We start from the raw sequence: 19316 nt of genomic DNA, 5'->3' as shown, positions 1-19316 counted from the left end.
TTTGAAGGAAGAGGCCTATTTGGAGATCGCGTTCCAGTGGCAGCCGCGGTTCTTGTCCGTGACCGTCAGGCTGCGCGGCGAGGCGGCGGCGTTGGCGACCACGTCGAGGCGCACGCCCGACAGGGTGAAGACGGTCGTGTAGACGCCCGGCGTCGTCTGCTTCAGCGTTTCGGTGAAGCCGCCGGCCAGCTTGAGCCGGGCCGTCTCGCCCTGGAGCGTGATCGAATGGACGCGCGAGAGGGTGGCGTCGAGGCCGCGGCAGCCCGCGAGATTGGCCGGATCGGCATCCATGCGGAACTCGATGGGCGTGGACGCGGGGGCGTTCTGGGCCAGCGTCGCGGTCGCGGTCATGCCGACGAGGCATGCGGCAAGAATGATTGCTTTCATGGTGGCTCCGGTCCGACGGGCTGATGGGGGCGGGTCGCCGCCGTCGACAACTGCAGTGATCAGGCAATAATCGATGCGCAACAACGCTCCTGACGATACGGTATCTGCATGGATATCGACCTGAAGCTTCTGCAGCACGCCGTCGTGCTGGCTCGCCACCGCCATTTTGGCCGCGCTGCCTCGGCGCTGCGCATCAGCCAGCCGACACTCAGCCGCAACATCGCGGCGCTGGAGAAGAAGCTGGGCATGCGCGTCTTCGAACGCTCGCGACGCGACGTGGTGGCGACGCCGGCCGGTGACGACGTGCTCAAGATGGCCGACGAGCTGGTGGCCCGCGCCGAGGCGATCTCCAACCAGCTCCAGGTCGTGCGAGACGGGCGCGGCGGCCGATTGCGCGTGGCCTCAGGGGCCTTCGTGCACACCACTGCGGTGCAGCCGGCCGCTATCGACCTCATCAACGCCAATCCGTCGATCCGGCTCGAGCTGCTGGAGCGCGAATGGACCGCCGTGCTGGCGATGCTGATGATGGACCGCGTCGATTTCGCGGTGTTCGAGATCGCCTCGCTGCGCAACATGCCGGCGCTGAAGGTCGAGAAGCTCGGCGTGCTGCAGGGCGCCTATTACTGCCGCGCCGGCCATCCGCTGCTGAAGAAGTCGGTGCTGCAGCCCAACGACCTCAAGCCCTACAGTTTCGTGCTGCCGAGCCTCTCGCATCTGCATGCCGGCTTGATCCAGGATCTCGATGCCGGTCTCACCGCCGATCCGGTGACCGGCGATCTGCTGCCGTCGATCGCGGTCTCTTCTGCCGGCATCGCCGCCGAGATCGTCGCCGGCACCGATTCGCTCAGCATCGGCCACGTCGGCAAGGTGAAGGAGGGCGTCGCCGCCGGCCGCTTCGCAGTCCTGAACCTGCCCTGGCGCAAGGCGCTGCCGGCCGCCGAGATGGGCGTCGCCTACAAACGCGAGCGCACCCTGCCACCCTCGGCGCGAACCTTCATCAACCTGATCCGCAAACGCATCCGCGCGGTCGAGGAGTAAGGCTCAGCCCTTCAGCCGTTGCCCGCCGATGCGGTGATCCTTCAGCACCTCCGGCCGGAAGGCGAGGCCGTGGCCGGGGCGCTCGGGCGGCGACATGGTGCCGTCCTTCGCCGGCAGGACCGGCTCGATCCAGAGATCGTCGTTCCAGTCCATGTATTCGAGGTAGCTGGCGTTGGGGATCGAGGCCAGCACATGGACCATCTGCTCGTGGAACAGGTGGGGCGCGAGGCGGATGCCGTAGGGCTCGGCCATCGAGGCGATCTTGCGCAGCTCGGAGTAGCCGCCGCGCATCGGATCGGGCTGCAGGATCGGCGTGCCGGGATGCTCGAAGAACGGACGCAGGTCGTTGCGCATGAAATGGCTCTCGCCGCCGACCACGCGCGTCTTCAGCGCCGCCGCGATGCGGCGGTAGCCCGCGAAGTCCTCGGCGACGACCGGCTCCTCCAGCCAGTAGGGATCGAACTCGTCGATGCGATGGCCGGCCTGGATGGCGGTGTCGGCGTCCCAGCCCATGTTGACGTCGATCATGATCTCGATGCCGTCGCCCATCTCCTCGCGCATCGCCTTCACGTTCAACACGTCCTCGCGCCACGGCCGGATATGCGCCACCTGCATCTTGATGGCCTTCAGCCCCTGCGCGGTGAACTCCTTGGCGCGTTTGATCATGCCGTCGCGGCCGAGCCCGCGGAAACAGCCCGAGCCGTAGGCGGGGATCGAGGTGCGCGCCGCGCCCCACAGGCGGAACAGCGGCAGGCTCGCGCGCTTGCCGACAATGTCCCACAGCGCCATGTCGACGGCGCTCTGAGCGAACAGCGTGACGCCCATGCGGCCGAGCCAGAAGTTGTTCTTGTAGAGCGTCTGCCAGATGCCCTCGATCTCGGTCGCGTCGCGGCCGATCACATAGGGCGCGATCAGCTCCTTCATGCAGGCGTCGAGCGTGTGCAGCCCGCCATGCAACGGCATCAGGTAGCTCATGCCTATCAGGCCGCCCTGCGTCTCGATCTCCAGCACGAAGATCTCCCGCGGCCCCGGCGCCAGGATCCCCGCCGCCGGCGGCGACGACCGCCACGGCACCTGCAGGAGCGTCGTGCGCAGTTCGGTGATGGTGGTGGCGGTGGTCATGGATGTTTCCTTTGTCGTCTTTCTTTAGGTTCAGACCTCACCCTGAGGAGCAGCCGCAGGCCGCGTCTCGAAGGGTGGGATCAGCAAGGCAGATCGCCATCGAATGTCCGACGAACCCGGTGCCCACGTCTACATGCTGAAGTGCGCCGACGGCAGTTACTACGTCGGATCGGCCCGCCTCGGTCTCGACAGACGAATTTCAGAGCACAACAACGGAACTTACGGCGGCTACACGTCGAGGCGGCTGCCCGTGACATTGGTCTGGGCCGAGCATTTCCTGACCATTACCGATGCCGTTGCCGTCGAGCGCCAGATCAAGGGCTGATCCCGGGCCAAGAAGGAGGCGCTGATCCGGGGCGATTACGGAGCCATTCGGGTACTGGCGAAGAGGGCACCTAGATCAAGCGGATCGTAGCTTCACAAAACCACCTCACCCTGAGGAGCGGCCGAAGGCCGCGTCTCGAAGGGTGGGAACACGAACCGCTTTTGTGGCCCATCCTTCGAGACGGCGCTGCGCGCCTCCTCAGGATGAGGTTGGTGTATTTTAGCGACGGGGTGGGACCCGGAACGGGGCCCATAAATAGGGATATGCCACTAACCCCATTTAAGGGCGCTCTTGACGCGCTCATGCATAGGTTTATTCCCCCGGACACTCCGATGCGTGCCCCAACGAGCAAGCCGACATGACCGACAACCGAGTCTATCTCTTCGACACCACCCTGCGAGACGGGGCCCAGACGCAGGGCGTCGATTTTACCGTGGCCGACAAGGCCGCGATTGCGCGTGAGCTCGACCGGTTGGGCATTGACTATATTGAGGGCGGCTGGCCGGGTGCGAACCCGACGGACGACCGGTTCTTCGCCGATCCGCCGGAGTTCCAGAACGCCAAGTTCGTGGCGTTCGGCATGACCCGCCGTGCCGGGCGCAGCGCCGCCAACGATCCGGGCCTGGCGTCCATCCTGCAGACCAAGGCGCGCAACGTATGCATGGTCGGCAAGACCTGGGACTTCCATGTCGACGTGGCGCTGGAAGTCGACCGCGCCGAGTATCTCGAGATGATCGCCGATTCGCTCGCCTATGCGAAGACCCGCATGGACGAGACGATGTTCGACGCCGAGCATTTCTTCGATGGCTACAAGGCCAATCCCGATTATGCGATGGCCTGCCTCGCCGCCGCCGAGAAGGCCGGCGCGCGCTGGCTGGTGCTCTGCGACACCAACGGCGGAACCCTGCCGCACGAGATCGAGCGCATCGTGGGCGAGGTCGTGAAGAAGATCCCGGGCGATCGGCTCGGCATTCACACCCACAACGACACCGAGAATGCCGTGGCCAACACGCTGGCCGCGGTGCGCGCCGGCGTGCGTCAGGTCCAGGGCACGATCAATGGGCTGGGCGAACGCTGCGGCAACGCCAACATGATCGCACTGATTCCCAATCTCGTGCTGAAGATGGGCTTCGACACCGGCCTCAAGGACGGCGCGATGCAGCGGCTGACGCACCTGTCGCGCCTGCTCGACGACCGGCTGAACATGCCGACCAACCGCAGCGCGGCCTATGTCGGCACGCGCGCCTTCGCCCATAAGGGCGGGCTTCATGTCTCGGCGGTCGAGAAGGACCCCAAGACCTACGAGCATGTCGATCCGGAAGTCGTCGGCAACCAGCGCATCATCGTGGTCAGCGACCAGGCCGGCCGCTCCAACATCATGGCGCGCTTCCGCCAGATCGGGATCGAGGTCGATCCGAAGCATCCCGGCGTCGCGCGCCTGCTGGAGATCGTGAAGGACCGCGAGTCCGAGGGCTATGCCTATGACGGCGCTGACGCGAGCTTCGAGCTTTTAGCCCGGCACGAGCTGCACACGGTGCCGGATTACTTCGCGCTGCAGAGCTTCCGCGTGCTCGCGGAGCGTCGCGTCAATGCCAAGGGCCAGACGGTAGCGCTGTCGGAGGCGACGGTGAAGCTCGACATCGCCGGTCGCCGCGCCATGGAAGTGGGCGAGGGCAACGGCCCCGTGAACGCGCTCGATGCTGCGCTGCGAAAGGCGCTGGTGCCGGTCTATCCGGAGCTGGAGGACATGCGGCTGGTCGACTTCAAGGTCCGCATCCTCGATTCGGCCGGCGGCACGGCGGCCACGACGCGCGTCATGATCGAGAGTGCGGATGCGAAAGGGCGTCGCTGGAGCACGATCGGCGTGTCGCCCAACATCGTCGACGCCTCCTACAACGCGCTCTACGACGCCATCACCTACAAGCTGTTCCGCGATGGGGCGCGCCCGGCTCAACCCGCCTAGCAGCCATGCCTCCACTGCCGGTTGACCTAGGACAGGTCGGGGCAGACCATAGATCGCGTGAGAGACGGAGAGCATCTGGATACCCAGAACCCGCCCATCGCGGCGGCGGCTACTCGTCGTCCGCGGCTAGGAAACCGCGTCCTCGCGCGCATCTTCATGTGGACGCTGCCGGCCCTCGTGCTCGCCGCCACGCTGTTCGTCTGGCTGTCCTCGGGCGGCTCGGTCACCACCGACAATGCCTATGTGAAGGGCGACCGCGCGCAGATCGCGACCCAGCTTTCCGGCGTCATCGTCGAGGTGCCGGTGCAGGAGAACGAGAAGGTCTCGCGCGGCCAGCTCCTGTTCCGGCTCGACGACCAGTCCTATCGCCATGCGCTGACCCGCATCGAGGCCGAGACCGAGACGGTGCGCGCCGAGATCCGCGGGCTTCGCGCCCAGTGGCGCACCAAGCGCGAGGAGATCAAGGCGGCGCTCAGCCAGCAGACCTTCGCGCAGGCCGAGTTCGACCGTCAGGCCGACCTCGCCGAGAAGAAGGTCGCCTCGACCGCCAAGCTCGAAGAGGCGCGCATGGGCCTCGAGGTCGCGCGCCAGCGCATCTCGGCAGCACAAGAGGACCTGCAGCGCATCGAGGCCTCGCTGGCCGGCGATCCCAAAATTCGCACCGACGATCATCCCCGCGTGCGCCAGATGATGGCGATGCGCGAGGAGGCGCTGCTGCAGCTCCGTCGCACCACCATCGAATCGCCGCTCGACGGCATCGTGACCAAGCGCCCGGTGCCGGGCAGCTTCGCCACCGCCGGCGTGCCGGTGATGGTCGTGGTGGCCGACAGCGATCTGTGGATCGAGGCCAACTTCAAGGAAACCGAGCTGACGCGCGTGCGGGCGGGGCAGAAGGTGTTGATCCACGTCGACACCTATCCTGAGTCCGAATGCTACGGCACCGTGTCGAGCATCGCGCAATCGACCGGCGCGGAGTTCGCCGTGCTGCCGCCGCAGAACGCGACCGGCAACTGGGTGAAGGTGGTGCAGCGCATCCCGGTGCGCCTGTCCGTCGCCTGCCGCGAAGGCGATCCGCCGCTCCGGGTCGGCATGAGCACGACCGTCGAGGTCGAGACCGGCCACACGCGCTCGCTCAGCAGCCTGTGGGCCGGCTGGGCCAAGTCGCTCGGCCTCTCGGGCGGGGCCGCGAGCGCCTCGGCCTCCGCGAAGCCCTAGCGCCGATGGCCCCGGCCATCGATCCGGCGGTGCTGCGCCGACGCCGCCTCATCACCTTCACCGTGATGGCCGCGACCATCATGCACGCGCTCGACGGCACCATCGCCAACGTGGCGCTGCCGTCGATCCAGGGGTCGTTGTCGGCGACGCAGGAGCAGGTCTCCTGGGTCGTCACCTCTTATATCGTGGCCTCGGCCATCCTGACGCCGCTCGCGGGTTTCTGCGCCATGCGCTTTGGCCTGCGCCGGACGCTTGCGACCTGCGTGATCGGCTTCACCATCGTGTCGATGATGTGTGGTGCCGCGCAGACGCTCGACCAGCTCGTCCTGTTCCGCGCCCTGCAGGGCGGTTTTGGCGCGGCGCTGGTGCCGGTCTCGCAAGCCATCATGATGGACACCTATCCGCGCGAGGAGCAGGGCAAGGCGATGGCCATGTGGGGCGTCGGCACGATGCTCGGGCCGATCGCTGGGCCGTCGCTGGGTGGCTGGCTGACCGACGAGTTCACCTGGCGCTGGGTGTTCTACGTGAACCTGCCCGTGGGCATCCTGTGCGCCGTCGGCATCCTGGCGCTGGTGCGCGACAACGTGCATGGCGCGCCGCGGCGCTTCGACCTGCTGGGCTTCACCCTGCTGGCCGTCGCCATCGGCTCGTTCCAGCTCATGCTCGATCGCGGCCACATGCTCGACTGGTTCGACTCGGTCGAGATCATCGGCGAGACGCTGGTGGCGGGCGTGGCCTTCGCCATGTTCCTGATCCACATGATGACCGACAGCCAGCCGTTCCTATCGCGCGAGTTGTTCCGCGACCGCAACCTCAAGGTCGGCCTGTGCTTCACCGCCCTGGCGGGCCTCGTGCTGATCGTGACGGCGACCCTGATGCCGCCCTTCCTGCAGCAGCTCATGGGCTATCCGGTGTTCACCACCGGCGTCGTGCTGGCGCCGCGCGGCGCGGGGATGATGGTGTCGATGATGCTGGTGTCGCGCCTGATCGGCCGCATGGATGCGCGCATCCTGATCGGGCTGGGCTTCGCGCTGGCCGCGCTGTCGCTCTACGACATGACCTTGTTCAACCTCAATGTCAGCGAGGCGCGCATCGTCTGGAACGGCATCCTTCTCGGATTCGGCCTCGGCCTCGTCTTCCCGCCGCTCACCGTGCTCACCTTCGCCACCCTGCCGCCGCGCCTGCGCACCGAGGGTGCGGCCGTGAATGCGCTGCTGCGCAACCTCGGCGCCAGCATCGGCATCGCCGTGCTGGTCTCGATGCTGGCCAGCAACACCCAGCAGAACCGCGCCGACATGGTCGAGAAGTTCACGCCCTTCCATCCCGGCTGGCCGATGGCCGGCTCCGGCGTCAGCCTCGATCCGACGCAACTCGCAATCTGGGACGGCGAGATCACGCGGCAGGCGGCGCTGATCGGCTACCTGAACGACTTCCGCATCATGATGATCTGCTCGCTGGTCCTGATCCCGCTGCTGTTCCTGATGCGGCGACCGGCCCTTATCGCCAGCCGCTGAGCACGCTATACGGCGGCATGGGACGCGCATCGAAGGGCCGCGACGTTGCCGCCGACACACCGGTGGTCATCCTCGTGCGCCCGCAACTCGGCGAGAATATCGGCATGGCCGCGCGGGCCATGCTGAATTGCGGGCTTTCCAGCATGCGCCTGGTGGCGCCGCGCGACGGCTGGCCCAACGAGCGGGCGCAGCGCGCCGCCTCGGGCGCCGACATCGTGCTGGAGAAGGCCGAGGTCTTCGACAGCGTGGGCGAGGCGGTGGCCGACCTCGAACGGGTGATCGCCACGACCGCGCGCAACCGCGAACTGACGCAGCGCATCCTGACCCCGCGCCATGCTGCCACCGAGATGCGCGGCTGGATCGGGCAGGGGCAGGGGGTCGGTATCCTCTTCGGGCCTGAGCGCACCGGTCTCGAGAACGACGACATGGTGCACGCCGACACTGCGCTCTCGATCCCGCTCAACCCGCAATTCTCCTCCCTGAACATGGCTCAGGCGGTGCTGCTGGTGGCCTATGAGTGGACCACCGCCGGCGACACGACGCCGGTGTCGCGCATGGCCGACCACGCCACGCGGCCCGCCTCCAAGGAGGAACTGCAGAACCTCTTCGACCATCTCGAGCGGGCGCTCGACCAGTCGGGTTTCCTGCGAAACAAGGAGATGCGGCCCTCGATGGTGCTCAATCTCAGGGCGCTGCTGCAGCGCGCCGAGATGACCGAGCAGGAGGCCCGCACCTTCCACGGCGTCATCAAGTTCCTGTCCAAGAGCAATCACGAGGAATAGCCATGTCCACCACCGCCAAGATCTCCTGGGTCGACGGCGCGCTGCTGGTCGCCGAAGGCGGCAGCGGCCACACCATCACCATGGACGGCGCGCCCGACATCGGCGGCCGCAACCTGGCTTCCCGGCCGATGGAGGTCCTGCTGATGGGGATGGGCGGCTGCACTGCCATCGACGTCGTCTCGATGCTGAAGAAGCAGCGCCAGGACATCGAGGGCGTCGAGGTCTCCCTGGTCGCCGAGCGGGCCGAGGATCATCCCAAGGTCTATACCTCGGTGAAGCTGGTCTACACGGTGCGTGGCCGGAAATTGAACAAGGCGCTGGTCGAGCGGGCAGTGACCCTGTCGGACGAAAAGTACTGTTCGGCCACCGCGATGGTGAAGAAAACCGCCGACGTGACCCACGAAATCGTGCTGGTCGAGATCTAAGTCATTGATATTGCTGACGGAACGCCTGCTTGACTGGCCCGAAACGGCCAGTATGTTCCGCGCTTCTTCCGGAGAACGTGGTTGAGGGCCGTTCGGGCTCTCCTCCCGCCCCAGTCGATGTACTGGACCCAGGCCTATCCGGACAACAGAGCGTACCCGCAAAGCGGGGCGCAAAACGACGGAGTGCTGCGTGAGCAAGCGCGCTAATTCGAAGTACAAGATCGACCGCCGCCTCAGGGTCAACCTGTGGGGCCGTCCCAAGAGCCCGCTCAACAAGCGTGAATACGGTCCCGGCCAGCACGGCCAGGGTCGCACCAAGCCGACCGACTACCGCCTCCAGCTCATGGCGAAGCAGCGCCTGAAGGGCTACTACGGCTCGGTCAGCGAGCGTCAGCTCCGCCGCTATTACACCGAAGCCGTCCGCCGCAAGGGCGACACCGGCGAGAACCTGGTCGAGCTGCTCGAGCGCCGGCTGGACGCGGTTATCTACCGCATGAAGTTCGCCATCACCGTGTTCGCCTCGCGCCAGCTGGTCAGCCACGGCCACGTCAAGGTCAACGGCCGCCGCGTGAACATCGCGTCCTACCTGGTCAAGGACAACGACGTCATCGAACTGACCTCCAAGGCCAAGGAAATGGAGCGGGTCATCGAGGCCACGCAGACCGCCGAGCGCGACGTGCCGGAATACGTCACGGTCGACCACAAGGACATGAAGGGCACCTACGTGCGCGGGCCGAAGCTGGCCGACGTGCCGTATCCGGTCCAGATGGAACCGTCGCTGGTCGTCGAATATTACAGCCGATAACCGGTCGGCTCCTGAAACGAACGAAAAACCCGCCCTATTGTGGCGGGTTTTTTGCATCAAAATTCCCCGTTAAAGTGGCTGTTCCGGCTGTCCGCCGGCATCCGGGAGCATTATAATCCCGGCGGGGCTTTGGGGTCTTGGGAGACTAGGCAATGGGAATCGTCCGTGCGGCGGTCTTCGCCTCGATCGTTGCGATCGGCGGAGCGGCCTACGTATATCGTGATGACGTCATGCGCGAAGTCGGCCCGCACCTCGGTATGGGCAAGACCGCGAAGGCTGCCGAAACCCAGGCCAGTCCCGCTGCCGGCGCCCAGCCGCAGGGCCGTCGCGGCCGCGCCAATCCCGGAGCCGGCGTCCCGGTCGTCGTGACCACGATCGGCAAGAAGCCGATGTCGGTGGTGATCGAGGCGGTCGGCACGGTCCAGGCCATCGCCTCCATCCAGATCAAGCCCCGGATGGACAGCCAGATCATGAAGGTGAACGTCGAGGAGGGCGCCCTGGTCAAGGAGGGCGACCTGCTGTTCGAACTCGACAACCGCACGCTCAAGGCCCAGCTCCTCGTCATCGAGGCGACGATCCGCAAGACCCAGGCGCAGATCGAGCAGGCCAAGCGCGACAACGACCGCGCCGACGGCCTGCTGAGCAAGGGCGCCGGTACCGCGGTCCAGCGCGACAACAGCGTCACGGCGCTGAAGTCGCTCGAAGCCCAGCTCCAGTCCGACGAGGCCAACCGCGAACAGACGCTGACCCAGCTCAGCTACACCGAGATCCGCGCGCCCGTGTCGGGCCGCATCGGCTCGATCAACAGCAAGGCCGGCACCATCGTGCGCGTCGCCGACAACACCGCGACCGCGACGTTGGCCGTCATCAACCAGGTCGATCCGATCTTCGTGAGCTTCGCGCTGCCGCAGGTCCTGCTGCCCGATTTGCGCGCGGCGATGGCGAAGGGTCCGGTCCGCGTCGACGCGGTGGTCGGCGACAAGCGTCAGTCCGGCACGATGGCGTTCATCGAGAACACCGTCGATCCCAATACCGGCACCGTCACCGCCAAGGCGCGCATCAACAATGCGAGCGAGGGCCTGTGGCCCGGCCAGTTCGTGAAGGTCGAGGTCATCCTGGGCGTCGACCCGGAAGCGATCTCGGTCTCGGCCGCGGCGGTCCAGCTCGGACCGCAGGGTCCCTACGTGTTCGTGATCAACGACGGCGTCGCCGATGTCCGTCCCGTCGTGATCAAGCGCACGCAAGCCGGTGAATCGGTGATCGGCAGCGGCCTCTCGGAAGGCGAGTCGGTCGTGATCGACGGCCAGCTTCGCCTGGTCAACGGCGCGCCCGTCACGGTCCGGCCACCGACGGCGCCCGCGCCGGCCTCGCCCACTGCCCCTGCAGCCACTGCTTCGAAGCCCCGCGGCTAACCTCTCCGGAGAGCGGATATGTCACTTTCGGCTCTCTGTATTCGCCGTCCCGTCATGACGATCCTGCTGATGGCGATGATCGTCATCGCGGGCATCTTCGGCTTCAAGCAGCTCCCGGTCGCCGCCGTCCCGCGCGTCGACTTCCCGACCATCCAGGTCCAGGCCCAGCTCCCGGGCGCCAGCCCCGAGACGATGGCGGCCTCCGTCGCCTCGATCCTCGAGCGCCAGTTCGCGACCATCGCCGGCGTGACGTCGATGACCTCGACCTCCTCGCTCGGCAACACCGCGATCGTCCTCCAGTTCGACCTCAACCGCAGCATCGACGGCGCCGCGCTGGACGTTCAGTCCGCCATCTCCTCGGCGATGCGCCGCCTGCCGGTCGAACTGCCGACGCCGCCCAGCTTCCGCAAGGTCAATCCGGCCGACTTCCCGATCATGTTCCTGGCGCTGAAGTCGAGCCAGGTGCGCCTGTCCGACGTCGACGCCTTCGCCAACCGCGCGATCCTGCCGCGCATCTCGACGCTTCCCGGCATCGCCCAGGTGCTGATCTTCGGCACGCAGAAGTACGCCGTGCGCGTGCGCGCCGATCTCGACCAGCTCGCCGCGCGCGGCCTGACACTGCAGGAACTGCAGAACGCCATCGTCGCGGCCAATTCGAGCAAGCCGGTCGGCGCCATCGCCGATTCCCGCCAGAGCTCGATCCTCGACGCGACCGGCCCGATCAACAAGGCGGCCGACTACATGCCGGTCGTCGTGAGCTGGCAGAACGGCGCGCCGGTCCGCATTTCCGACGTGGCGACCGCCATCGACAGCGTCGAGAACGACAAGGTCGCGAGCTGGCTCGACGGCACCCGCGCCATCCTGCTCGCGGTCTATCGCCAGCCCGACGCCAACACCGTCGAGGTGGTCAACCGGGTCAAGGCCATGCTGCCGGCCATCCAGGCCGAGATGATCAGCGGCGTCGAGATCAGCGTCCTGAACGACCGCTCGATCTCGATCCGCGACGCCATCGAGGACGTCGAGTTCACGCTGGTCCTCGCCGGCATCCTGGTCATCATCGCCATCTACTTCTTCCTGCGCAGCGTCCGGGCCACCATCATCCCGGCCATCGCGCTGCCGATCTCGGTCGTCGGCACCTTTGCCGGCATGTATTTGTGCGGGCACTCGATCGACAACATCTCGCTGCTGGCGCTGACGCTCGCCGTAGGCTTCGTGGTCGACGATGCCATCGTCATGCTGGAGAACATCGTCCGCCACATCGAGGCGGGCGAGAAGCCGCTGGATGCCGCCTTCAAGGGCTCCAAGGAAGTCGGCTTCACCATCGTGTCGATGACGCTGTCGCTGGTCGCGGTGTTCATCCCGGTGTTGTTCATGGGCGGCGTGGTCGGCCGCATGTTCAACGAGTTCGGCCTGGTCATCAGCATGGCCATCCTGATCTCGGGCGTCGTGTCGCTGACCCTTACGCCGATGCTGTGCTCGCGGCTGCTGAAGCCGATCGACCATCACGAGAAGCACAACGCCCTGCTGCGGCTCTTCGAATGGAGCTTCAACAAGATCACCGAGGGCTATTCCTGGTCGCTGCGCCGCGTCGTGAAGCTGCCGAAGATCGTGCTGGCCATCACGCTCGGCACCTTCGTGCTGACCGCCTACCTGTTCCAGGCCATTCCGAAAGGCTTCTTCCCGTCGGAGGATATCGGTCAGATCACCGGTTCGACCGTCGGTCCGGACGATGCCTCGTTCGACGCCATGGTGGCGCGCCAGGCGGCACTCGCCGAGGTCATCCGGCGCGACCCCGACGTCGTGTCGGTCATGTCGACGGTGGGCGGCGGCAACGCGGCCAGCACGGTCAACTCGGGCCGCATCTTCATCACCCTGCGTGAGAAGCCCGAGCGCAAGGCGAGCGCCCTCGAGGTGATCGCCCGCCTGCGTCGAGCCTCGTCGACGGTCCCCGGCATCAACATCTTTTACCAGCCGATCCAGTCGATCAACATCGCCACGACGCAGAGCCGCGCGCAGTACCAGTTCGGCATGCGCTCCAGCAGCCTGGCGCTGCTGCGCGAATATGCGCCGCTGATGGAAGAGCGCATGAAGCGCATCCCGTCGCTCACCGACGTGAACTCCGACCTCCAGGTCAAGGCGCGTTCGACCGTGATCGACGTCGATCGCGACACTGCCTCGCGCCTCGGCCTCTCGGTCGACCAGATTCGCCTGGCGCTCTACTCGGCCTTCGGCACGCGCCAGGTCTCGACCATCTACGCGCCCGACGACACCTACCAGGTCATCCTCGAGGCCGATCCGAAATACGCCGACACCAACGAGGTGCTGCGGCGCATGCAGATCCGCACGCCGACCGGCGGACTGGTGCCGCTCGACACGGTGGCCAAGCGCAACGACAAGCCGACCTCGCTGACGGTGAACCACATCGCGCAGCTTCCGGCGGTCATCATATCCTTCAACCTCGCGCCCGGCGTGGCGCTCGGCGACGCGGTGAAGGACATCGAGGCGGTGGCCCGCGAAGTGGGCCTTCCGACCAACATCGCCACCAGCTTCGAGGGCAGTGCCCAGGTGTTCCAGCAGGCCGTGGCCAACCAGGGCATGCTGCTGTTCGCCGCGATCCTCGTGATCTACCTGATCCTGGGAATCCTGTACGAAAACTTCATCCACCCGCTGACCATCCTATCGGGCCTGCCGTCGGCCGGTATCGGCGCGCTGATCACCCTGCAGCTCTTTGGCATGGACCTCTCGGTCATCGCGCTGATCGGCGTGGTCATGCTGATCGGCATCGTGAAGAAGAACGCCATCATGATGGTCGACTTCGCGCTCGAACGCCGCGCCCAGGGCGCGTCGGCCGAGCAGGCGATCGTCGAGGCGGCGGAGCTTCGCTTCCGTCCCATCATGATGACGACGACCTGCGCGCTGCTGGGCTCGCTGCCGATCGCGCTGGGCCATGGCGCCGGCGCCGAACTGCGCCAGCCGCTCGGCGTCACGGTGGTCGGCGGCCTGCTCGTGTCGCAGTGCCTGACGCTCTACATCACGCCCGTCGTGTATATGTGGTTCGACAGGCTGACCGGCATGAAGTTCAGCCCCGGTTGGGCCAAGCGCTGGCGCACCAAGGGCCGCGACCAGACACCGGCGCATCCGGCCGAGTGAGTTGGTCGTCCTGAGCGTAGCGAAGGACCTCACATAGCGGCCAGACGATTGCGGAGCGGGCGGGAGATCCTTCGCTACGCTCAGGATGACAAGAGTGGGTAGCGTTCCATGACTGACGAGATCGGCGCTTTCGTTCCCGGCCCCCGTGTGCGCATCGAGGGCCGCGCCGGGGGCCCGCTGTCGGGCCTCACCTTCGCGGCCAAGGATCTCTTCGCGGTGGCGGGCGTGCCGACCGGCGGCGGCAATCACGACTGGCCGACCGGCCGTGCGATCCCCGACAAGCATTCCTGGGCGGTGCAGACGCTGCTCGATGCCGGGGCCACGCTGATCGGCAAGACCATCACCGATGAGGTGTCGCTCGGCATCCTGGGCGAGAACGCTTTCGACGGCACGCCGAAGAACGTTCGCGCCCCGGGCCGCGTGCCAGGCGGTTCGTCGTCGGGCTCCGCGGCCGCCGTCGCGGCCGGCATCTGCGACACTGCGCTGGGCACCGACACCGGCGGCTCGGTGCGCGTGCCGTCGTCGTTCTGCGGCCTCTACGGCATCCGCCCGACGCACGGCCGCGTCGACGTGACCGGTATGCTGCCCCAGGCGCCGACTTCAGACACGACCGGCTGGTTCGCGCGCGACGCCGAGACCTTCGCCAAGGTCTGCGTCGTCATGCTGGGCGAGGAGATCCCCGCGAAGCTGCCGACAAAACTGATCGTCGCCGTTGATGCGTTCGGTTTCGCCGATGCCGACACATCCGACGCATTGCAGCCGATGGTGAAGAAGCTCGCCAAGCTCATCGGTTCGAGCCGCGAGGAGATCATGGCGCCGCAGGGCCTCTCGGTCTGGGCGCGCGCGCAACGCACGATCCAGCCGGCCGAAGCCTATGCGACCTTCAAGCCTTGGTTGGAAGAGCGCAATCCGCGCTTCGCCTTCTCGGTCGCCAAGGCGCTGGTCGCGGGCTCGATGGTCGCCGAAAGCGACAAGGCCTGGGCCAACCTGATGCGCCAGGAAGCACGCGGCCGCATGAAGTATCTGCTGCCCGAAGGCACGATCCTCTGCTTGCCGACAACGCCGTTCCCCGCGCCGCTCGCGGGCCAGCCGCTGTCGGCGCTCGACCCGCTGCGCGACCGCATCACCTGCCTCTGCGCACAGGGCGGCCTCGCGGGCTTTCCGCAGGTCAATCTTCCGGGCGCCACGACGGTTGACGGTCTGCCGGTCGGCCTGTCCATCATCGGTCCGCGCGGCAGCGACGCGACCCTGGTGGCCGTGGCGCGCGCGATGGAGAAGGCGGCGGCCTGATCGTTTCGCCGCGGAGGATTTCGTGGCGAGCGAAAAGCAGAAGATGCTGGCGGGCGAACTCTACGTGGCGACCGGCGAGGAGCTGGCCGCCGACGCACGGCGCGTCGCGGCGTGGATGGACCGCTACAACGCCTCGATCGCCGCCACGCAACAGAACTATCCGGCGCTGCTGCGCGAGATCATGGCGTCGGTGGGCGAGGGCGCCTACATCCGGCCGCCCTTCCATTGCGACTACGGCTACAACATCAGCCTCGGCGCGGGCGTGTTCCTCAACTTCAACTGCGTGATCCTCGACGTGGTGAAGGTGACGATCGGCGACCGCACGCAGATCGGGCCGGGCGTGCAGATCCTGACCGCCGACCATCCGCGCGATCCCGGGCAGCGCCGCGCCGGGCTCGAATTCGGCCGGCCCATCACCATCGGCGCCGATGTCTGGATCGGCGGCGGTGCGATCATCCTGCCGGGCGTCACCATCGGTGACGGCGCGCTGGTCGGCGCGGGCGCCGTCGTCACGCGCGACGTGGCGCCGGGTGCTACTGTCGTTGGAAATCCAGCCAAGGAGAGGCGTTAAGTGACCGATCTCACTCCGAACATTCCCGAAGTCGTCGAAGAGGTGCGCGTTCTGTTCGAGCGCTACGAGCAGGCGCTGATCGACAAGAATGTCGACGTGCTCGACGCCACCTTCTGGAACAGCCCGCACACGATTCGGCTGGCCAACAACGAGCACGGCTACGGCTTCGACCGCATCCACGCCCATCGCGTGGCGCGCGTTCCCGGCCCCGGCACGAAGGAGAAGCGCCTGCGCCTCGACATCGTGACCCTGGGCCGCGACTTCGCCACTGCGACCGTCGTCTACAAGGTGCGCGGCAAGGAGGCGACCGGCCGACAGATGCAGACCTGGGCGCGCTTCCCCGAGGGCTGGAAGGTGGTCGCGGCACATGTGTCGATGATCACCGATCCGATCGTGACCTGAGACGACAGATAAGAAGACGGAGGAAACGATGGCCGCCCAACCCGCCGAGAGCCTTGGCAACGTGATGAATCCCAACCCCGAGTGGGTTGCCAAGGTGAGCGAGCCCGCGCTCGAACCCGACCTGCCGATCGTCGATCCGCACCATCACCTGTGGCAGCGGCACGGCAACGATTACCTGTTCCACGACCTGCTGGCCGACACGCAGACCGGCCACAACATCGTCGGCACGGTGTTCGTCGACTGCCATTCGATGTACCGCAAGGACGGCCCGGCCGAGCTGCGCTGCCTCGGCGAGACCGAGTTCGCCAACGGCGTGGCGGCGATGAGCGCGTCGGGCCTCTACGGCAACCTGCGGGCCTGCGCCGGCATTGTCTCCCATGTCGACCTGCGTCGCGGCGAGAGAGCGGGCGACGTGTTCGACGCCCAGATTGCCGCCGGCAACGGCCGCTTCAAGGGCATCCGCCACCAGACCGGCTGGGACGCCGATCCGAACGTCCGCAACTCGCGCAATGATCCGCCGCCGGAACAGACCCGCGACCTGACCTGGCGCGAGGGGTTCCGGGAGCTTGCGAAGCGCGACCTGACGTTCGACGCCTGGCTCTACCATCCGCAGCTTGCCGAGATCGCCGAGCTGGCCGATGCGTTCCCCGGCACGCACATCATCCTCGACCATGTCGGCGGACCGCTCGGCTATGCCGGCTACGCTGGCCGCCACGACGAGGTACGCGCCGCCTGGAAGAAGTCGATGGCGGAGCTCGCCAAGCGCCAGAACATCGTGGTGAAGGTCGGTGGGCTCGGCATGGCGATGGGCTTCTTCGACTTCTACCAGCGCCCGACGCCGCCGGGCTCGCAGGAACTGGCCGAGGCGTTCCGGCCGTGGATCGAGACCACCATCGAGCTGTTCGGTGTCGATCGCTGCATGTACGAGAGCAACTTCCCGGTCGACAAGATCACCTCGGGCTACGGCGTCCTGTGGAACGCCTTCAAGCGCCTGTCCGCGGGTGCATCGGCGTCGGAGAAGAAGGCCCTGTTCTCCGGCACCGCGTCGCGGATTTATAAATTGGCGCTCTAACTCATGTTCCTCTCCCCCGTTAGGGGGAGAGGCTAGGTGAGGGGGTGACGCACCTCCTGTAACCCCCTCACCCAACCTCTCCCCCTAACGGGGGAGAGGAGTCTGAGAAGCTTGCAAGAACCGTGTCAGCGTGCGGCGTTCGGATGAAGTTTCTTTTTCATCGAATAAGCTCTCCCGCGCTGACACAGGGTGTGAACTCGCCCTAGACTTTTGGCCCTCGCGTTGTTTTTGGGGGCCATAGATGCGTCGTTTACTTCTGGCAGCCGCGGCTGCTCTCGCCACCGTGTCCGCCGTGCCGATCGTCTCGGCGCAGACGCTGAAGGTGGTGATGCACTCCGACGTGAAGGTGCTCGATCCGATCTGGAGCGGCGCTTACATCACGCGCAATCACGGCTACATGCTCTACGACGTGCTGTTCGCCATGGACGAGAAGTTCCAGGTGAAGCCGCAGATGGTCGATACCTGGAGCACCAGCGACGACGGCCTCGTCTGGACCTTCAAGCTGCGCGACGGGCTGGAATGGCATGATGGCCAGCCAGTCACCGCCGAGGACTGCGTCGCCTCGCTGAAGCGCTGGGCCGTGCGCGACGGGATGGGCCAGAAGCTCAGTCAGGCGCTGAAGGAGTACAAGGTCGTCGATCCGAAGACCTTCCAGATCGTGCTGAAGGAGAAGTTCGGCGCGGTGCTGGAGTCGCTGGGCAAGCCGTCGGTGGTCGTGCCCTTCATGATGCCCAAGCGCATCGCCGAGACCGATCCGTTCAAGCAGATCGAGGAGTACATCGGCTCCGGTCCCTTCGTGTTCAAGAAGGAGGAATGGAAGCCCGGCGAGAAGCTCGTCTACACCAAGTTCGCCAAGTACAAGCCGCGCTCCGAGCCGATGTCCGGCCTGTCCGGCGGCAAGGTCGTGAACGTCGACCGCGTCGAATGGCTGTGGATCCCCGACGCCGAGACCCAGGTCAACGCGCTGCTGAACGGCGAGATCGACTATCTGGAGGGCGTCTCGACCGACCATCTGCCGCTGGTCGAGAAGGACAAGAACATCAAGGTCATCAAGGGCCGCGTCTCCAACCAGTACGCCTTCCGCATGAACTGGCTGCTGCCGCCCTTCAACAACGAGAAGATCCGCCAGGCCGCCGCCCTCGCGCTGAACCAGGAGGACTTCCTGCAGGCCAATATCGGCGACAAGCGCTTCTGGCAGACCTGCAAGGCGATGTTCACCTGCGGCTCGCCGCTGGCGACCGACGCCGGCATGGCCGGCCTGATCGAGGGCAATGCCGCCAAGGCCAAGGCCCTGCTGGCCGAGGCGGGCTACGACGGCACGCCGGTCGTGCTGCTGGCCCCGAGCGATCTTGGCGTCATCAAGCAGCTCGGGCCGGTGGCCAAGCCGCTGCTCGAGAAGGCCGGCTTCAAGGTCGATATGCAGTCGATGGACTGGCAGAGCGTGATCGTGCGCCTCGCCAAGAAGGGGCCGGTCTCCGAGGGCGGCTGGAACGCCTTCTCCACGAGCTGGTCGCAGGTCGACATCCTCGACCCGCTGATGACGCCCTTCCTGATCGCGAGCTGCGACAAGGCTCGCTCCGGCTGGCCCTGCGATGAGGAGCTGGAGAAGCTGCGCGACAAGTACGTGCAGGCGACCACCGAGGCCGAGAAGAAGGCCGCCGCCACCGCCGTGCAGGAGCGCGCCATCAAGGTCGTGACCCACGTGCCGCTCGGCGAATGGTTCGGCGTGAGCGCCGTGCGCACCAACATCGGCACGCTCAACCCGCCGCCGCCGGTCCCGGTCTTCTGGGGCATCACGAAGAAGTAGGGGCGGTCGATCGGCTTCTAGAAAAGGGAAAGGAAG

The 19316-nt window shown here is 66.4% G+C and carries 17 protein-coding genes; 15 read left to right on the top strand and 2 right to left on the bottom strand.

All coding sequences use genetic code 11. The annotated features are described in order from the left end of the window. Positions 1-15: 15 nt before the first annotated feature. Positions 16-387 carry a hypothetical protein gene (locus AC1RP5_RS24530; protein WP_493115058.1) on the bottom strand — a complete coding sequence of 124 codons (372 nt, stop codon included), beginning with the start codon at positions 385-387 and terminating at the stop codon, positions 16-18. A 108-nt stretch (positions 388-495) separates the two neighbouring features. Here AC1RP5_RS24530 and AC1RP5_RS24525 point away from each other — a divergent pair, with 108 nt between their 5' ends. After that, on the top strand, positions 496-1425 hold the full coding sequence (locus AC1RP5_RS24525) for a LysR family transcriptional regulator (protein WP_493115056.1): 930 nt from the start codon (positions 496-498) through the stop codon (positions 1423-1425). Positions 1426-1428: 3 nt separating this feature from the next. On the opposite strand, the gene AC1RP5_RS24520 is transcribed toward AC1RP5_RS24525, so the two are convergent. Then, entirely contained in the window at positions 1429-2547 is a 1119-nt protein-coding gene (locus tag AC1RP5_RS24520; RefSeq protein ID WP_493115055.1) for a mandelate racemase/muconate lactonizing enzyme family protein, read from the bottom strand. A 103-nt stretch (positions 2548-2650) separates the two neighbouring features. On the opposite strand from AC1RP5_RS24520, the gene AC1RP5_RS24515 reads away from it, so the two are divergent. From AC1RP5_RS24515 to AC1RP5_RS24450, 14 genes are all read left to right on the top strand, one after another. Next, positions 2651-2872, top strand: a complete 222-nt coding sequence (locus AC1RP5_RS24515) for a GIY-YIG nuclease family protein (protein ID WP_493115053.1) — start codon at positions 2651-2653, stop codon at positions 2870-2872. Positions 2873-3230: 358 nt separating this feature from the next. After that, the gene (gene cimA / locus AC1RP5_RS24510) at positions 3231-4835 is read left to right on the top strand and encodes a citramalate synthase (RefSeq protein ID WP_493115051.1); all 1605 of its coding nucleotides are present in this window, start codon (positions 3231-3233) and stop codon (positions 4833-4835) included. Positions 4836-4991: 156 nt separating this feature from the next. Continuing rightward, positions 4992-6050, top strand: coding sequence for an HlyD family secretion protein (locus AC1RP5_RS24505; RefSeq protein ID WP_493115049.1), 1059 nt, complete (start codon positions 4992-4994; stop codon positions 6048-6050). Between the two features lie 5 nt (positions 6051-6055). Beyond that, the gene (locus AC1RP5_RS24500; RefSeq protein ID WP_493115047.1) at positions 6056-7564 is read left to right on the top strand and encodes a DHA2 family efflux MFS transporter permease subunit; all 1509 of its coding nucleotides are present in this window, start codon (positions 6056-6058) and stop codon (positions 7562-7564) included. Positions 7565-7581: 17 nt separating this feature from the next. After that, positions 7582-8346 (top strand): RNA methyltransferase, encoded by a 765-nt coding sequence (locus tag AC1RP5_RS24495; protein ID WP_493115046.1) that lies wholly within the window; start codon positions 7582-7584, stop codon positions 8344-8346. A gap of 2 nt (positions 8347-8348) precedes the next feature. Then, positions 8349-8771 carry an OsmC family protein gene (locus AC1RP5_RS24490; protein WP_493115044.1) on the top strand — a complete coding sequence of 141 codons (423 nt, stop codon included), beginning with the start codon at positions 8349-8351 and terminating at the stop codon, positions 8769-8771. 190 nt (positions 8772-8961) lie between these two features. Next, positions 8962-9576, top strand: a complete 615-nt coding sequence (rpsD, locus tag AC1RP5_RS24485; protein WP_493115042.1) for a 30S ribosomal protein S4 — start codon at positions 8962-8964, stop codon at positions 9574-9576. A 152-nt stretch (positions 9577-9728) separates the two neighbouring features. Then, positions 9729-10988, top strand: a complete 1260-nt coding sequence (locus AC1RP5_RS24480; RefSeq protein ID WP_493115041.1) for an efflux RND transporter periplasmic adaptor subunit — start codon at positions 9729-9731, stop codon at positions 10986-10988. A gap of 18 nt (positions 10989-11006) precedes the next feature. Continuing rightward, entirely contained in the window at positions 11007-14138 is a 3132-nt protein-coding gene (locus tag AC1RP5_RS24475) for an efflux RND transporter permease subunit (RefSeq protein ID WP_493115039.1), read from the top strand. A 108-nt stretch (positions 14139-14246) separates the two neighbouring features. Next, positions 14247-15428, top strand: a complete 1182-nt coding sequence (locus AC1RP5_RS24470; RefSeq protein ID WP_493115038.1) for an amidase — start codon at positions 14247-14249, stop codon at positions 15426-15428. Positions 15429-15471: 43 nt separating this feature from the next. Further along, positions 15472-15999 carry a sugar O-acetyltransferase gene (locus tag AC1RP5_RS24465; protein ID WP_493115259.1) on the top strand — a complete coding sequence of 176 codons (528 nt, stop codon included), beginning with the start codon at positions 15472-15474 and terminating at the stop codon, positions 15997-15999. Further along, the gene (gene hpxZ, locus AC1RP5_RS24460; RefSeq protein WP_493115036.1) at positions 16000-16401 is read left to right on the top strand and encodes an oxalurate catabolism protein HpxZ; all 402 of its coding nucleotides are present in this window, start codon (positions 16000-16002) and stop codon (positions 16399-16401) included. A gap of 28 nt (positions 16402-16429) precedes the next feature. Then, positions 16430-17473 carry an amidohydrolase family protein gene (locus AC1RP5_RS24455; RefSeq protein ID WP_493115035.1) on the top strand — a complete coding sequence of 348 codons (1044 nt, stop codon included), beginning with the start codon at positions 16430-16432 and terminating at the stop codon, positions 17471-17473. 241 nt (positions 17474-17714) lie between these two features. Beyond that, the gene (locus tag AC1RP5_RS24450; protein ID WP_493115033.1) at positions 17715-19280 is read left to right on the top strand and encodes an ABC transporter substrate-binding protein; all 1566 of its coding nucleotides are present in this window, start codon (positions 17715-17717) and stop codon (positions 19278-19280) included. The last annotated feature ends 36 nt before the right edge of the window (positions 19281-19316 follow it).

This window comes from Reyranella sp. GW821-FHT12G01, assembly GCF_058806575.1.
Note: the sequence above shows the minus strand (reverse complement) of the source record. Positions and strands in the feature narration are given on the sequence as shown.

Bases quoted from the DNA above. Each gene is read 5' to 3' on its own strand.
- AC1RP5_RS24530 (WP_493115058.1), bottom strand. From the start codon at position 387: ATGAAAGCAATCATTCTTGCCGCATGCCTCGTCGGCATGACCGCGACC.
- AC1RP5_RS24525 (WP_493115056.1), top strand. From the start codon at position 496: ATGGATATCGACCTGAAGCTTCTGCAGCACGCCGTCGTGCTGGCTCGC.
- AC1RP5_RS24520 (WP_493115055.1), bottom strand. From the start codon at position 2,547: ATGACCACCGCCACCACCATCACCGAACTGCGCACGACGCTCCTGCAG.
- AC1RP5_RS24515 (WP_493115053.1), top strand. From the start codon at position 2,651: ATGTCCGACGAACCCGGTGCCCACGTCTACATGCTGAAGTGCGCCGAC.
- cimA (WP_493115051.1), top strand. From the start codon at position 3,231: ATGACCGACAACCGAGTCTATCTCTTCGACACCACCCTGCGAGACGGG.
- AC1RP5_RS24505 (WP_493115049.1), top strand. From the start codon at position 4,992: ATGTGGACGCTGCCGGCCCTCGTGCTCGCCGCCACGCTGTTCGTCTGG.
- AC1RP5_RS24500 (WP_493115047.1), top strand. From the start codon at position 6,056: ATGGCCCCGGCCATCGATCCGGCGGTGCTGCGCCGACGCCGCCTCATC.
- AC1RP5_RS24495 (WP_493115046.1), top strand. From the start codon at position 7,582: ATGGGACGCGCATCGAAGGGCCGCGACGTTGCCGCCGACACACCGGTG.
- AC1RP5_RS24490 (WP_493115044.1), top strand. From the start codon at position 8,349: ATGTCCACCACCGCCAAGATCTCCTGGGTCGACGGCGCGCTGCTGGTC.
- AC1RP5_RS24480 (WP_493115041.1), top strand. From the start codon at position 9,729: ATGGGAATCGTCCGTGCGGCGGTCTTCGCCTCGATCGTTGCGATCGGC.
- AC1RP5_RS24475 (WP_493115039.1), top strand. From the start codon at position 11,007: ATGTCACTTTCGGCTCTCTGTATTCGCCGTCCCGTCATGACGATCCTG.
- AC1RP5_RS24470 (WP_493115038.1), top strand. From the start codon at position 14,247: ATGACTGACGAGATCGGCGCTTTCGTTCCCGGCCCCCGTGTGCGCATC.
- AC1RP5_RS24465 (WP_493115259.1), top strand. From the start codon at position 15,472: ATGCTGGCGGGCGAACTCTACGTGGCGACCGGCGAGGAGCTGGCCGCC.
- AC1RP5_RS24455 (WP_493115035.1), top strand. From the start codon at position 16,430: ATGGCCGCCCAACCCGCCGAGAGCCTTGGCAACGTGATGAATCCCAAC.
- AC1RP5_RS24450 (WP_493115033.1), top strand. From the start codon at position 17,715: ATGCGTCGTTTACTTCTGGCAGCCGCGGCTGCTCTCGCCACCGTGTCC.